Below are 14,333 nucleotides of genomic sequence, written 5' to 3' on the forward strand. Positions count from 1 at the left end.
AACCGGCGGTTCCGGTGGTGCCGGCGCCGGTTTGCATATGTTTCGGTTTCGGGAAGGCAAAGCCCCCCGCCGCAGCCCCGCCGGCCGCAGCAGCCGCGGCACCGCCTGCCTGCACCTTTTCAAGTGCGGTCAGATCGACATCCGGCGCGCCGGGACGGTTCAGCTGGTAAATACCGCGCTGACGGGCAAGCGGCTTGAATTTATCGGAAATGCCAAGAACCGTTTCCGCCCCGCCAAGGAACAGGAAGCCGTCATCAGGCATCAATGCCGACACACGCGCCAGCACATCGCTTTTGGTCGGCTGATCAAAATAGATCAGCACGTTACGGCAATAAACCACGTCAAACTGGCCGAGCGGACGGAAGTCTTCAAGAAGATTGAACTCCTTGTATTGAACCTTTGACCGGATTTCCGAGGAAATCTGCCACTGGTCTTCCTTTTTCTGGAAATACTTGACCAGAAGCCCGATCGGAAGGCCCCTTTGGACTTCGAACTGGGAATAAAGCCCGGCCCGGGCCTTTGCCAGAATTTCACGCGAAATATCGGTGCCGATGATTTCAACCCGCCAGCCAGACAGTTGGGTTTTGAATTCATCAAGGATCATTGCCAGCGAATAGGGTTCCTGACCCGATGACGCCGCCGCACACCAGATACGCAGGTGGCGCTTGGACGCGCGTTCCTTGATCATGTGCGGCAAAACGACATGACGGAACTGGTCAAACGGCTTGGTATCGCGGAAGAAGAAACTTTCATTGGTCGTCATCGCATCGACGACTTCTTCGACCAGATTGCGGTCACCGCCACGCAATGCGCCAATCAGTTCGCCCAGATCCTTAAGGCCACGCTTGCGCGCAATCGGCATCAGCCGGCTTTCGAGCAGATAAGTCTTGTCCTCGCTCAGAACGAGCCCGGACTTGGACTTTATCAGTCTGCTTACGAAATCGAAGTCTTCCGGCTTCATCATTGTGGGTTAACGACCCCCCGCAAATTTTTTGATATAGGCCGCAATTCCGCCAACCGGCAGAACAGCAGAACAAATGCCCGCATGCGCAGCAGCACCAGGCATCCCCCATACAACACTGCTTTGTTCGTCCTGCGCAACGACCATGCCCCCGGCATTCACAACGTCACGGCCTCCCAGCATACCATCCTGTCCCATTCCGGTCAGTATCGCGGTTAGAATATTTCCACCATAACTTGCCACCAGACTGCGCAACATCGGATCGACAGACGGGCGACAAAAGTTCTCTGGCGGGTTCTGATTAAGCATAAGATGCCGTGAACCGCCACGTCCTTCTACTGTCATGTGGTAATCGCCGGGCGCAAGATAAACCTGTCCCCCCACAATCGGCATGTTGTTCTTGCCTTCCTGACACTTCAACCCGGTAAGGCGGGTGATATGTTCGGCAAGAATTGTGGTGAAAGTTGCAGGCATATGCTGGGTAATAAAAATCGGCTGACGCACGCCATTCAGGCCGCGCAAAACTTCAAACAATGCCTGGGGGCCACCGGTCGAACTGCCGATCGCGATGGCTTCGACATTGACCCGCTTTTCCGGCAACAGCGAAATCGCCCCGCGCGACGCCTGTCGACGGACCGGCGCCGGTGCGGAACCACCCCGTGCGGTTTTTGCACGGGCTGCTTTCGCGCCTTCCGGGGCATTGCCCGCCGCCCGTTTGGGGGCGGCAACGGTTCTTGCCGCTGCCGCAGTCGGCGAACTGCGTGTTGACGTTTGTGCCGCTGATTTGTGACCGCCCCCAGCTGCAATCGCCGCATCGCGGATCAAACGCCCCGGATCACGGGCCGGTGTCTGCGGGCGGGTCGGCATCGGATTGGCTGCCGCCGCACTGCGTGCGGTGCGCGGGGCCTCGGTCGCGTTGCTGTCTGCTGCGGCCTGGGACGGCGGTGCAGACTGGCTTTGCGCGGCCGGGCTTGGCTGTGGCTGGGCCGGGCGCATCTGGACCTGTTGCGGACGCGGATGCTGTTGCATCGGACGCGGGCGCAATTCGGCGGTAAATCTTTTACGCTGGATCCGGCCAGGCTTATGGAGCTGCTGATGTTCGATCGACATTTCAGCACGGAAGGTCGTTGACTTTGCGTCCTGATCGCCGCCATCGCCGTCACCATCGTGTTCAGGCTCCGGTGCGGCTTCAGCCGCTGTCTCAACCGCTGTCTGTGCAGCTGCTTCCTGCGCAAGCTCTTCCTCGTCCTCAAGCTGGGCCTCGGCAGCAGCAGCGGCAGCTGCCGCCTGCTCGACTTCCAGCATCTTGCGACGCTGTTCGGCCCATGCCTTGACCTTGTCCAGAAGCTCGGCCCGGAAGCCTGCCCCGACATTGAGGTCCTTGGACGAACTTGGTTTGGGAATGTAATCCACCGCCCCAAGGGTCATGGCCTGGAAGCTGATATCGGCGTTTCGCTTGGTCAGGGTAGAGGCCATGATCACCCGAACGGTCGGATCGATTTCCAACAGTTTGGGCAAGGCGGTCAGGCCATCCATGACCGGCATTTCGATATCCAGAACAATGACTTCGACGCCACCCTGTTCCATTACCGATAATGCTTCTTCGCCATTATTGACCGATCCGACGACGTCAATATCGCTGTCTTCGGTCATCATGCGTGTCACAAGTCCGCGCACGATGGCGGAATCATCCACGATCAGAACTTTGTATGGCGAATGGATAGGCGTGTCTTCCACGTAGCAGCGTCCCCGCTTGAGTCACGAGATCAATTTCAAAGTCCCGGCATGGCACAGAATCTGTGCCACCCGGACTAGATCAGGCCGACCTGTTCGAACTTCGCCTGAATGATCTCGCTGTCGAACGGTTTCATAATGTATTCGTTCGCACCAGCTGTGATTGCTTCCTGGATATGTTCCAGGTCGTTTTCCGTTGTACAGAAGACGACGACTGGCTCATCTCCTCCCGGAGTTGCGCGCAGGTCACGCAGGAAATCGATCCCGCTTTTGACCGGCATGTTCCAATCAAGCAGAACTGCATCAGGCATGGATTCGAGACATTTGTCCAATGCCTCCTGTCCATCCACCGCCTCTACGACCGCAAACCCGATTTCTTCGAGGATACGGCGCGCCACCATTCGGATGACTTTCGAATCATCGACGACGAGACAACTCTTCATCGACTTCCTTCTCGTTTCTTTAGGTCGTTAAGCCACTAACGGCAGAATACCGGGCGCATTGCGCGCCCGACATATCAAGATATCGGTTACCCAGCCTGCTTGATCGATGAGGTAAAATCAAGCAGACGCGTAACGTCCAGAATAACCAGAAGTTTTTTATCCAGACGGAAAATACCGTCGGAAAATTCACGCCAACGCGGATCAAGCGTTGCCGGATTCTGCTCGAACGCCTTCTTGGGAACGCTAAGAACCTCGCCCACCTGATCAACCATCAGGCTGTAAAGTTCACCACCCTGATCGACGACGATGCTCATACCCGGATCATCGTCATCCTTGTCACGCAAACCAAGACGTTTGCGAACATCAATCGCCGTCACAATACGCCCGCGCAGGTTAAGCGACCCTGCGACTTCGGGCGGAGACAGCGGAATACGGGTGATACGCTGCGGACCAAGAACGTCCTGAACCGTCAGAACCGGAATACCGAAAAGCTGTTTGCCGATATTCGCGGTGACGAAATCCTGGCTATCACCGCCAAGATCCAGTGCGCCGCCTCTATCGTGGCTCGGGACGAGTGCGTTACTATCGCTCATTGGACTTTCTCCCGATTAAACGTTGCTCAAGGTCTGGACCAAGGTCGAGACAAGGGCATCACGATCAAACTTCGCGACATAGTCGCTGAAACCTACCTGACGGCCGCGTTCGAAGTCTTCTTCGCTGGTGTGCGAAGACAGGGCAATGATCGGAACTTCGCCCCACAGCTCGTCATTCTGAAGCGCCTCGGCGAATTCAAAGCCGTTCATGCCCGGCATTTCGATATCGCTGATGATCGCATCAAACAACTGGCCACGGTTCTTGAGTTCCATCGCCTGTTCGGCGGTCTCGACTGCCGTTACCCGGAAACCTGCAACCGACAGCATCGGTGTCAGCAGGTTGCGGAAGAACGGGCTGTCATCGATCAGAAGAACACGCTTCTTCTCGCCGCCATTGTCTTCGGTCCCGAACCAGTCACTGAAGGCCAGTTCAAGATAGTAACCGGCATCAATCAGGTCGGTCGCCTTGCCGTCGATCACGGCCGAGCCAACCAGCCCGTCCTGATCTGCGGTCAATTCAACATTAAGCACGTCATCGACAATGTCGACGATCTCGTCAACCACAAGCCCCATGGTCCGTTCGCGATCCTGGAAGACCAGGGTCGGCTGGCGGCCTTCGGCCTTCATCTGATAGCTGCCGTCAATAAAGACCAGCGGCATCAGTTTGCCACGATACTGAACCAGCGGACGTCCGTTGGAATGTTCGATATTCTCGACATCGATTTCTTCAAGACGGGCAACAAGAGCCAGCGGAACCGCACGGACTTCGCTGCCACCGGCACGGAACACCAGCATCGAGGTGGTTTCGCGATCGGACGCGTCGGTTTTGGCCTTGCCTTCAACACCTTGCGAACCACCAACGGTGATTTCACCTGTACGGGTCGCGATGCCGTTCGGATCAAGGATCATGATCACGCTACCGTCACCCAGGATCGTGTTCCCCGAGAACAGCGACAGATCACGCAGGATCGGTGCAACCGGTTTGACCACGATTTCCTCGGTATCGAAGACGCGGTCAACGATGATACCGAACGAATAGGTCCCGACCTGGGCCACAACGATGAATGCTTCTTCATCGACACCCTCGTCGGTGGCCTCCTTGGTATCGAGACCGAGGATTTTCTTCAGCGTCACCAGCGGCAACAGACGGTTACGCAACCGCAGGACCGGGGTGTCGTGAATGCGTTCGATCGAATGTTCGGAATTGTTCGATGCACGAACAAGTTCCAGAACACTGATCTGCGGAATGGCAAAGCGTTCGCCGCCACTTTCGACAATCAGGGCCGACACGATGGCCAGGGTCAACGGGATCTTGATGATAAAGGTCGAACCACGGCCTTCGACCGATTTCAGTTCAACCGTACCGCCGATCTTTTCGATGTTGGTACGCACAACGTCCATACCCACACCACGACCGGAGACCGAGGTGACTTTTTCCGCTGTCGAGAAACCGGCCTTGAAAATGAACTGCTGGATCTGCTGATCCGCCATCCCTTCCAGTTCGCTTTCGGTGGTCAGGCCGTTGGCAATTGCCTTGGCCTTGATGCGTTCAAGGTTCAGACCGCGACCGTCATCGGAAATCTCGATGATGATGTGACCGCCTTCGTGATACGCATTAAGGGTAACCGTACCGGTTTCAGGCTTGCCGGCGTCACGACGGCCCGGGATATCTTCCAGACCATGGTCGGCAGAGTTACGCACCATGTGGGTCAGCGGATCCTTGATCAGTTCAAGAACCTGGCGATCCAGTTCGGTGTCGGCACCGATCATCTGAAGATCGATCTTCTTGTTCATTTCAAGGGCAAGGTCGCGAACAATACGCGGCAGTTTTGCCCAAGCGTTGCCGATCGGCTGCATACGGGTCTTCATCACGCCTTCCTGAAGGTCGGTCGTAATGTGCGACAGGCGCTGCAACGGAACGGTAAATTCACTGTCATCCTTGCCGCGAACCATCTGCAACAGCTGGTTACGGGTCAGGACCAGCTCGGAAACCAGCGTCATCAGGTTTTCAAGCAGCTCGACATTCACGCGAATGGTCTGGGCTGCAACCGAGCTTTCCTTGGCTTCGCCGCGCGGGGCTTCTGCCTTTTGCTCGGCCGGTTTCTTGGCCGGTGCAACTTCCTTGGATTTTGCAGCAGCAGGCGGTGCTGCGGCCGGAGCCGGGGTTTCCGGTTCGGAGGAAGTGGCAAATTCGGGATCAACTTCTGCGGCATCGAATGCCGCCTGAAGCGCGTCGCTATCAACAGCGCCGCCTTCGGAAACTTCTTCGATCGGCGGTTCTTCGACCGGTGCGGCTGCGGGTGCAGCGCCGCCCATCATCGTGCCGGTATCGGCAAAATGATTGAGACGTGCAATCAACTCGGCGTCATTGCCATCCGGCTCTGCCTCGTTCTGCTCAAGCTCGCCCAGCAGGTATTTGATGGTGTCGATGGATTCAAGAACCAGCGTCACGGCTTCCGGTGTCACCACCAGTTCACCGTCGCGGATCTTGCCCAGAACGTTTTCGCCGGCATGCGCGACCGCTTCGAGGCGGGGCAGGCCAAGGAATCCACACGTCCCTTTGATGGTATGCACCAAACGGAAGATGTTAGACAGAATGTCCGGATCATTCGGGTTCTGCTCGAGCTTCACCAGCTCAACGTCAAGCGTCGAGAGACTTTCCGAAGTCTCGGTCAGAAATTCACTTAATAGATCGTCCATATACCCCCTCCAAATCTCCGGCAAAGCTAGATTTACCGGAACCGGAACTCCCATTTAACACGCGCATGGCGAGAAACGTATGTTACATCGGTTACTTACGTAGAAGCTACCACACGTTATTACCAGACCCACAGGTCAATTTTTTATCCATAGATCAATGCAATATTTGCATCCTGTTGCAAGACCGAAAGCGCCCCGCCCGTCCGATTGGCCAGATTTCTCACGAAGAATCCGTGCACTGTGCGTGGATCAAGTGCATCTGCCGACACGTCTTTTTCCAACACCTCCATGACTTCCGGACGGAATGCGGCACGTTTGCCTTCTGCCAGAACGGTCGTCCGACCGGATTCGTGCGAAACAGTGATCGTCCCCCCAAATGGCAGAGCCTCGCGGGCAAGCATCACCATATTCAATACGACTCGTCCATGAGCTGGATCAATCGGAAGATCCGCCCAGTCCAGGCTGACCTTGCCTTCGGCTTCATAGGTCTGGCGCGCAGCATCGCGCATGGACTTGGTGTCCACGCTGTTGCCCGCCCGGCCAAAGGCCAGCCGGAACAGTTGCAGACGGCGGGCCGCCTCAAGGCCGCTTTTACGCATCAGCGCAAGCGCCTCGTCATCGGCAACACCGTCTTCGCCCATCAGTTCCGCCCCGGCATTGACGGCCCCGACCGGACCGACAAGATCATGACAAATGCGCGAACTGATCAACTCGATCAGCGTCATTTCAAGGGCGATGTCCTGAACCATTACGCGGGTTCTCCAAGGTATTTCTATTTATTCTTCAAAGCATCACATCCCCAAACATGATGCCCGGTCTCTGTCCCCCGCCCGATTTCATCACCGGTGGCGTTCCGTGACGGGACGACGAAATATCGCGCCCTCAAAGCGGGTCTCTGATGCCCAAGATTGACCGTGATATGTTAAGAGCTTATTTAGCCAGAACGAAATTTAGACCCGACCCATCGCGATTTTGCCATTCCGGCCATCGACATGGCAAAGAAGCCCGCACCGATCGCAACCAATCCCCCATCCGGTAAAACCGGTTTGACTTCTGATCGAACCGACGCCTTGATGACGGTGGTATTTGAAAAATGCCGGTCGCATTCTGGCGATTGATCCCGACCAAAAAAAAGCACCCGCATCGGCCCGCCCGGATGTCTGGTGACAGACCGCCATCCGACCCGGCAATTTTTGCCGACCAACGGCCGGAACACCGACCGGATCGGGTTTTGCAATCTGTGAAATTGTGGATCGGCGGCGTTTGACCTATATGTAAACAAGATACACTGAACACAGAGCACCCCATGGATTTCTTGCTGACACCGGGCACCATCGTTCGCCACCCCAACCAGCCCGATTGGGGTCTGGGCCGCATTCAAGCTGTCGATGGTGACAGAATCGCCGTCAATTTCGAGGAAGCCGGTCGCCAGATCATCCGGCCCCGCCATGTCGTGCTTGAGATTGTCGAGGCCGCGGTCGGTTACGAATAAGGGGCCGTTTCCCCCGCTCGCGCCCGATCAGGGGGATCACAAACCGGTTTGACCCACGTCTGGCTGTCCTTGGCACACGATTTGCTGACATCAATTTATTAATAAATTCGGCGTATGCAGAATCAGGGCCGCATGGATTCCATCCCCGCCGATGGATCTGCCTGATCATGCACAACCGTCATAATCAAGGTCTGGACACTTCATGATTGCAGCCAACAAACCACCCCAAGACACCTTCAAGCAGCGCCACCATGTCGCCGCCTTTACGGTACTGGAACAATTTACCCAGGGGCTGATCCATTACGCGCGCAACCACGGTGGTTCGATTTCCGAAGAACAGATCATCAAGGCCATCGACGGCATCCGCGAAAAGGAAGACCTGTTTGACGCGGCCTGGGCCGTGCTTGAAAGCGACCTCGAAGCCATCAAGGCCCGCGAACATGCCGCCGTTCGCCACGATCCGTTCGGGCGTTTGCTGGTATCGCGCTTTGACCACCTTCTGGAAGGCAATGCCGCAGGCAGCATCGAAGACGGCGCACTGTCGCGTGAAATCCTGCAACCGTTCTTCAAGGTCATCCGCATGATGGTCGGCATGGACATGCTTCAGGAAATCGACCGCGAAATTCACGAAATCATCGAAGCCCATGCCGAAGATGAGGACGAGCTGCGCAACCCCGCCGAATATTGGGACCATCTGGCCAAGGAACCGGCGGTCAAGCTGCGCATCAATCTGGTATTTGCGCGCATGGCGCTGCATTTCCGTGAATATGAACGCCGCAAGAAATGGCTGCTGCAACTGGTCAATGACAATCTGCCATCGGGTGAAGTGCACTGGTCCTTTACCGAGGCCCATTGTGTGCGCCTGCTCGATGCCCTGTTCAGTGACGTGCGCGAAATCCTGACCGTTCCGCAACATTCGGCCGAACTGGTCGCCAAAATGGGCAGTGAAGATGTCGCAACCCTGCGCGAAGTCATGAAGTCAATCGACGCCGACGTCGCAGCCCACGCCAACAGCTGACCGGCGCACACCAACCGCCAAGCATTTACCCGACGGTTACCCGGTAAACAGCAATAGTCAAAGCCGCATGGTCGATATCTTCGGGTATCGCCTGCGGCTTTTTGTTTTCATCTGACGGAAAGGTGATGTGCCCTGATCTAAACAGGCTGGTCAAAACCCGGTCTGCTGTGCCACAGTCACCTTGCAAGAAACAACGCCCCGCGACAACCACGACACTGTTTCAAATCAACGCCATGACCAAACCACTGATCGACAAATATGGCCGGCATGTCTCCTATCTGCGCGTTTCGGTAACCGATCGCTGCGATTTCCGCTGCACCTATTGCATGGCGGAAAACATGACCTTCCTGCCAAAGGCCGAAGTTCTCAGCCTTGAAGAACTTGATCAGCTCTGCACGGCCTTCATCAATCGCGGTGTGCGCAAATTGCGCCTGACCGGGGGGGAGCCGCTGGTGCGCCGTGGCATCATGGATCTGATTTCCGATCTGTCGCGGCACCTTAAAACCGGCGCGCTTGATGAACTGACCATGACCACCAATGGAAGTCAGCTCGCCACCTATGCCGATGATCTGGCGCGGCTTGGCGTCAAGCGCCTCAATATCTCGCTCGACAGTCTCGATTCCCGGAAATTCACCGAAATCACCCGTCGCGGCCGCCTTGAACAGGTTCTGGCCGGGCTGGAGGCCGCCAAGGCCGCCGGCATCAGCATCAAGATCAATACGGTCGCGCTGCGCAACTTCAACGAAGATGAAATGTCGCGTCTGGTGTCATGGTGCGGGAAAGAAGGCTTTGATCTTTGCCTGATCGAAACCATGCCGCTGGGTGATATCGACGGTGATCGCACCGACCAGTATTTGCCACTGACCGTGGTGCGCGAACGTCTGGAACAGGAATTCACCCTGATCCCGTCCGACCACGTCACCCCCGGTCCGGCCCGCTATACCACGGTGGCCGAAACCGGCGGACGTCTGGGCTTCATCACGCCGCTTACCCATAATTTCTGCGAAGGTTGCAACCGCGTGCGCGTGACCTGCACCGGCACGCTTTACATGTGCCTGGGCCAGGAAGATCATGTTGACCTGCGCGCAGCCCTGCGCACCGGCGATCCGCGTTCGCTTGATCAAATGCTTGATGCCGCCATGGACCTCAAACCCAAAGGCCATGACTTCGTCATCGACCGCAAAGGCCAGAAACCGGCTGTCGGTCGTCATATGAGTATGACCGGGGGCTAAGTTTATCCACAGACTTGCTGGCCAGTGCAGAATATTTGCGTATACTTATTCACGCTTAAGCTGCATTTCACGCCACAGTATAGGCATTTCTGATGATAAACGTCTCAATTCGGGACCGAGATTTTTACGAAGAGAATAAAAAAGATTTTGAGCTGATTGGCGTCTTTGAGAAGACAATTCAGCTGGCCATCATAAAGAATGCGTGGTCTCAGTCGAACGCAGTTGCCCTGATTGAGGATGCAAGCTTCGAACTGATACCTCACTATTATTTTGATTTTGGCCAAGACAACCCAAGACTATCCATTGACGTCTATATTGACGACAACGCCTATCTGGAAAATTCGCACAATGTTCAGAACACCGAACGTAGTGTCGAGGTTCTTCTTGAATCAGTGATACCTCGTCGACTTAGCATTCCGCTGGACATAAGCCTATTCCCTAAGAGTTTTTTAAACGCAAATGACTCCCACCAGTGGAGAAGCAATCCTCAGTACCATTTCCGTGAAGCATTGCAGACAGTAAGCCCTGAAATGGTTGAAAACATATGGGGAACTGCGAGTTCCTTACACGTTTTCATTAGCCATAAAGCAGACAAAAAGAAGCGCGCTCATAAACTCAAAGAGGGCTTGTCGCGTTACGGGATATCAAGCTTTGTAGCTCATGATGACATCAAACCGGCAGAAGAATGGCAAGTTGCTATCGAGAAGGCACTGTTTTCTTCTGATGCACTAATAGCCTTGATATGTGATGAATTCTCAGCGAGTGACTGGACGGACCAAGAGGTGGGAATTGCAATTGGACGGCAAATCCCGATATTTCCAGTAAAGCTGTCTGACACTGCAAACCCGTATGGGTTTATTGGCAAAATTCAAGCATTTAAAGTTACTCCTGACACCCTTGAGGACTTTATATCTCGACTACTTTCAGACCAGAGAACATCAACAACAGCGATAAACAGTTTGCTGGAAGCCCTTAAATCCACCGAAGAGAAATCGATCCAGAATAACTTACTTAAGCAATTGGTTAAGTCACCAAAGGTTTCTTGGAGCACAAAAGCAATTACCGAACTAACAAAGATCGGAAAGAGCAAAAAGCTCACAAAATCTTCTAAAGAATTCAAACAACTTCAAAAACTCCTGAAAATCGAGGCCGAAGATGCAGCGTCGGATGCACCTAGCCTAGATGATGAAATTCCATTCTAGTAAATGGCTATCGCAGTTCTGACAATCACTGCTGCCAAATCCGGGGGCAGGAATACAGCCATCAGGACCTTGCAAATGTGCGCGAAGCTCGCACTCATTCCCACCCGGCACCACCAGCACCGAAACAACCCGCCCGGCCCCGTTTGATGTCAGTTCATCGACATGCCAGTGGGGTTTCTTGGTCCCCTTGCAGTGGCGTTTGACGCGGGCCGCAATGCCGCCCGGCCCCTTGGCAGAACCGCAATAAAGATAAGTCCCTTTGGGCAAAATGGTTCCGGCAAAGCGTTTGTTTTGAAGGGTCAGGTCCGCGGCAAGCTCGATCACCAGAACATACGCCCCGGCAACTTTTGGAAGCTGCCGGAGCGTTTTGTCATTTATCGTTTCGATAAACCGGGTCACTGGCCGTCTTGATCACGCAAAAGCAAATCAATCGAAAGCCCCGGTCCGGCCATACCGTTGGTCAGAACCGGTTCGCAATGTTCGTTGATCCGGGCTGCTATGCGTTGGCGAAAGCCGGTAAAGCGTTTGGATTCCACCACATCAACCGGTTCATCAAGATGCACCTCGACCCGGAACACGCCCGGTGTCGGGGTCGCGGTCACAGAACGGATCAGGCCGGTCACCGCATGACCAAGGTATGATCCGGCAAACCGTTTGCCGATCCCAAGATCGGAAACATTGGTCGGGATATTGCGACGTGCCATGGCAACGGCGGTGTTCCAGTCGCGAAAGCCGTGGCTTTGGGCGAGAAGTTCAAGCGACCCGGCATGTGATATCGCAACATCACGCGCAGCCAGGGCCTTGCGCAGGCGTTTTGCCTGTGCCTTGAAGCTTTCGGTCGGGTCGGTTTCGATGTCCGCACGACCGATATTCAGACTGTTTGAAGTCATTTTCGTCTCCACACAGGAGGCCGGGTGTCCGCATTGCCGGGCCGTACCCTGATCGGGAAACGGGTCCGAAAGATTTCAAAGCACCACTTTACCAAAGGATCAACCTTGCGGACGGCAGGTGTGGGCAACCCAGGGCAGGCTAATTACCCCAATATCGGGCGCAAGACAAGCCTGCGCGCAACTTTCCGAGATGTTTGGGCAGTGCTGTTGCGCAGAAATTGACAGCCCCCGGGACAACAACATATACCAGAGAAAACAGGTTTTACCGGGCCCGTCCGGGCACCGGTCCATTATAAGGAATAAACGCCATGGCCATGGAAGCCTATGAAATCGAAAGCATGATCAAGGAAGCTCTTCCTGATGCTGAAGTCCGGATCGAAGATCTGCGCGGTGATGGCGATCACTATGCTGCAATTGTGGTGTCCGAACAGTTCCGCGGCAAAACCCGCGTGGTTCAGCACCAGATGGTCTATTCCGCGCTGAAGGGCAAAATGGGCGGTGATCTTCATGCCCTCGCCCTTCAGACCTCTGCACCGGAATAAGTCCCCCGATTGCCCTGATTACCAGACGCGCAAGCCACCCTTTGATGCGCGATGATGATTTTTTCGGGCGCCGACCAACCATCGGCGCCCGATCCCGTCAAGACCGGATTTGCCGCCACCCGACGACATCCGGCATGACCAGCCCCATTAACTGACCACGGCTCATCAAATGTCATCACAAGATAAGCCGGCCCTGATCGGTGCCGGACCGCTCGCCGGACTTGGTGCCTTTACCATCTGGGGCATTTTCGGGCTGTATTTCAAAATGGTATCCTTTGCGGTGCCGCTTGAAATCCTGTCGCACCGGATCATCTGGTCGGCGGTTTTGACATTTGCGATGATCTTTGCCCTTGGTCGGCGCAAGCAACTCTGGGTGCTTATTTCATCGGCCAAGACGATTGGCCTTCTGTTTCTGAGCAGCCTTCTGGTGGCGGGCAACTGGGTGATTTACATCTGGGCGGTCAATACCGGCAATGCGCTTGAAGCAAGCCTTGGCTATTACATCATGCCGCTGATCATGCTGATCCTGGCGCGCATTTTCTTTGCCGAAAAGCTTAACCGCGTTCAAATCCTGTCTGTGGGTATTTGCGCACTCGGGGTTTTGAACCTTCTGGTTTCCTATGGGCATCTGCCCTGGATCGCGCTTAGCCTGTCGTCGCTGTTCGGTTTTTATGGCGTGATCCGCAAATTTGTTCCCGCCGATCCGATTGCCGGGCTTTTCGTTGAATGCGCACTGATCACACCGATTGCCCTTGGTTACATGTTCTGGCTTGGCGCGCAGGGTCAAATGGCATTTGGCCATACCGGCATGACCAATGATCTGTTGTTTATCGGACTTGGGGTCTGCACCACCATTCCGCTGGTTCTGTTTGCCTATGCCGCGCGCAATATGAAGTTTTCCGTCCTTGGTCTGATGCAGTATCTTAACCCGACCCTGCAATTCATTGTCGCGGTTCTGGTATTTGGCGAAACCTTTACCAGCGCGCATATGGTGACCTATGGGCTGGTGTGGTTCGGACTTGGCATTTTCACGTGGGATAACCTGCGCACTGTGCGCAAAAACCGCCGCAACAGTTGACAGAACCACAGGTTCCAGCCATATCTTCGGCCATAAAAGTTTAACCCGTTTTTCGCGGCCGAGAGATCGCCGCCCAAGCCAAGGACAATCATTATGACCGACAATCCGGTTTTCGATCGCATCCAGAAGGACATTGACGATAACGATATCGTTCTGTTCATGAAGGGTACTGCAATGTTCCCGCAGTGCGGTTTCTCTGCTGCTGTGGTTCAGGTCATGGCTGAACTCGGTGTTCAGTTCAAAGATGTGAACGTTCTGGTCGACCCGGCAATCCGTCAGGGCATCAAGGACTTCTCCAACTGGCCGACCATTCCGCAGCTTTACGTCAAGGGCGAGTTCCTTGGTGGCTGTGACATCGTCCGTGAGATGTTTGCATCGGGCGAACTGGCCCAGCATCTTAAAGACAAGGGCGTTGCCGTCGCTGCCTAAGGCGCGACCAGCCCGACAT

14 protein-coding genes and 1 pseudogene are annotated in these 14,333 nt (G+C 55.1%); 7 read left to right on the top strand and 8 right to left on the bottom strand.

The window, feature by feature from the left end; genetic code table 11:
* Positions 1-151: 151 nt before the first annotated feature.
* The 6 genes and pseudogenes from AUQ42_RS01465 to AUQ42_RS01490 all read right to left on the bottom strand — a co-directional run.
* Positions 152-961: pseudogene (locus AUQ42_RS01465) on the bottom strand (protein-glutamate O-methyltransferase CheR); the annotation flags it as partial.
* 9 nt (positions 962-970) lie between these two features.
* Positions 971-2,698 carry a chemotaxis protein CheB gene (locus AUQ42_RS16080; protein WP_068517187.1) on the bottom strand — a complete coding sequence of 576 codons (1,728 nt, stop codon included), beginning with the start codon at positions 2,696-2,698 and terminating at the stop codon, positions 971-973.
* A 74-nt stretch (positions 2,699-2,772) separates the two neighbouring features.
* Positions 2,773-3,138: a PleD family two-component system response regulator gene (locus AUQ42_RS01475; protein ID WP_068517188.1), complete on the bottom strand. Its 366-nt coding sequence runs from the start codon at positions 3,136-3,138 to the stop codon at positions 2,773-2,775.
* A gap of 86 nt (positions 3,139-3,224) precedes the next feature.
* On the bottom strand, positions 3,225-3,731 hold the full coding sequence (locus AUQ42_RS01480; protein WP_068517189.1) for a chemotaxis protein CheW: 507 nt from the start codon (positions 3,729-3,731) through the stop codon (positions 3,225-3,227).
* A gap of 15 nt (positions 3,732-3,746) precedes the next feature.
* Positions 3,747-6,431, bottom strand: coding sequence for a chemotaxis protein CheW (locus AUQ42_RS01485; RefSeq protein WP_068517190.1), 2,685 nt, complete (start codon positions 6,429-6,431; stop codon positions 3,747-3,749).
* 143 nt (positions 6,432-6,574) lie between these two features.
* Positions 6,575-7,180 (bottom strand): histidine phosphotransferase family protein, encoded by a 606-nt coding sequence (locus tag AUQ42_RS01490; RefSeq protein ID WP_068517191.1) that lies wholly within the window; start codon positions 7,178-7,180, stop codon positions 6,575-6,577.
* Positions 7,181-7,737: 557 nt separating this feature from the next.
* On the opposite strand from AUQ42_RS01490, the gene AUQ42_RS01500 reads away from it, so the two are divergent.
* From AUQ42_RS01500 to AUQ42_RS01515, 4 genes are all read left to right on the top strand, one after another.
* Positions 7,738-7,923: a DUF3553 domain-containing protein gene (locus AUQ42_RS01500; RefSeq protein WP_068517193.1), complete on the top strand. Its 186-nt coding sequence runs from the start codon at positions 7,738-7,740 to the stop codon at positions 7,921-7,923.
* 202 nt (positions 7,924-8,125) lie between these two features.
* Positions 8,126-8,941: a hypothetical protein gene (locus AUQ42_RS01505; protein WP_068517194.1), complete on the top strand. Its 816-nt coding sequence runs from the start codon at positions 8,126-8,128 to the stop codon at positions 8,939-8,941.
* Between the two features lie 233 nt (positions 8,942-9,174).
* A complete protein-coding gene (gene moaA / locus AUQ42_RS01510) occupies positions 9,175-10,173 on the top strand; it encodes a GTP 3',8-cyclase MoaA (protein WP_068517195.1) in 999 nt (332 codons plus the stop codon).
* 92 nt (positions 10,174-10,265) lie between these two features.
* Entirely contained in the window at positions 10,266-11,375 is a 1,110-nt protein-coding gene (locus AUQ42_RS01515) for a toll/interleukin-1 receptor domain-containing protein (RefSeq protein ID WP_068517196.1), read from the top strand.
* Here AUQ42_RS01515 and AUQ42_RS01520 read toward each other — a convergent pair.
* Together AUQ42_RS01520 and AUQ42_RS01525 are read right to left on the bottom strand one after the other, a co-directional pair.
* Positions 11,352-11,774 (bottom strand): DUF123 domain-containing protein, encoded by a 423-nt coding sequence (locus AUQ42_RS01520; protein WP_231856648.1) that lies wholly within the window; start codon positions 11,772-11,774, stop codon positions 11,352-11,354. The two genes, AUQ42_RS01515 and AUQ42_RS01520, sit on opposite strands and share 24 nt — an antisense overlap.
* Positions 11,771-12,265 carry a glyoxalase superfamily protein gene (locus AUQ42_RS01525; RefSeq protein ID WP_068517197.1) on the bottom strand — a complete coding sequence of 165 codons (495 nt, stop codon included), beginning with the start codon at positions 12,263-12,265 and terminating at the stop codon, positions 11,771-11,773. Before AUQ42_RS01525 ends, AUQ42_RS01520 begins: the two co-directional genes overlap by 4 nt.
* 308 nt (positions 12,266-12,573) lie before the next feature.
* Here AUQ42_RS01525 and AUQ42_RS01530 point away from each other — a divergent pair, with 308 nt between their 5' ends.
* The 3 genes from AUQ42_RS01530 (at position 12,574) to grxD (ending at position 14,314) form a co-directional block, all read left to right on the top strand.
* On the top strand, positions 12,574-12,807 hold the full coding sequence (locus tag AUQ42_RS01530) for a BolA family protein (RefSeq protein ID WP_068517198.1): 234 nt from the start codon (positions 12,574-12,576) through the stop codon (positions 12,805-12,807).
* 169 nt (positions 12,808-12,976) lie between these two features.
* Entirely contained in the window at positions 12,977-13,885 is a 909-nt protein-coding gene (gene rarD, locus AUQ42_RS01535) for an EamA family transporter RarD (RefSeq protein ID WP_068517199.1), read from the top strand.
* A 93-nt stretch (positions 13,886-13,978) separates the two neighbouring features.
* Positions 13,979-14,314: a Grx4 family monothiol glutaredoxin gene (gene grxD / locus AUQ42_RS01540; RefSeq protein WP_068517200.1), complete on the top strand. Its 336-nt coding sequence runs from the start codon at positions 13,979-13,981 to the stop codon at positions 14,312-14,314.
* Positions 14,315-14,333 lie beyond the last annotated feature (19 nt).

This window comes from Thalassospira sp. MCCC 1A02491 (assembly GCF_001613785.1).
Taxonomy (GTDB): domain Bacteria; phylum Pseudomonadota; class Alphaproteobacteria; order Rhodospirillales; family Thalassospiraceae; genus Thalassospira; species Thalassospira povalilytica.

Coding starts and splice junctions, on each gene's coding strand:
- AUQ42_RS01475 (WP_068517188.1), bottom strand. CDS start 3,138: ATGAAGAGTTGTCTCGTCGTCGATGATTCGAAAGTCATCCGAATGGTG.
- AUQ42_RS01480 (WP_068517189.1), bottom strand. CDS start 3,731: ATGAGCGATAGTAACGCACTCGTCCCGAGCCACGATAGAGGCGGCGCA.
- AUQ42_RS01485 (WP_068517190.1), bottom strand. CDS start 6,431: ATGGACGATCTATTAAGTGAATTTCTGACCGAGACTTCGGAAAGTCTC.
- AUQ42_RS01490 (WP_068517191.1), bottom strand. CDS start 7,180: ATGGTTCAGGACATCGCCCTTGAAATGACGCTGATCGAGTTGATCAGT.
- AUQ42_RS01500 (WP_068517193.1), top strand. CDS start 7,738: ATGGATTTCTTGCTGACACCGGGCACCATCGTTCGCCACCCCAACCAG.
- AUQ42_RS01505 (WP_068517194.1), top strand. CDS start 8,126: ATGATTGCAGCCAACAAACCACCCCAAGACACCTTCAAGCAGCGCCAC.
- moaA (WP_068517195.1), top strand. CDS start 9,175: ATGACCAAACCACTGATCGACAAATATGGCCGGCATGTCTCCTATCTG.
- AUQ42_RS01515 (WP_068517196.1), top strand. CDS start 10,266: ATGATAAACGTCTCAATTCGGGACCGAGATTTTTACGAAGAGAATAAA.
- AUQ42_RS01525 (WP_068517197.1), bottom strand. CDS start 12,265: ATGACTTCAAACAGTCTGAATATCGGTCGTGCGGACATCGAAACCGAC.
- AUQ42_RS01530 (WP_068517198.1), top strand. CDS start 12,574: ATGGCCATGGAAGCCTATGAAATCGAAAGCATGATCAAGGAAGCTCTT.
- rarD (WP_068517199.1), top strand. CDS start 12,977: ATGTCATCACAAGATAAGCCGGCCCTGATCGGTGCCGGACCGCTCGCC.
- grxD (WP_068517200.1), top strand. CDS start 13,979: ATGACCGACAATCCGGTTTTCGATCGCATCCAGAAGGACATTGACGAT.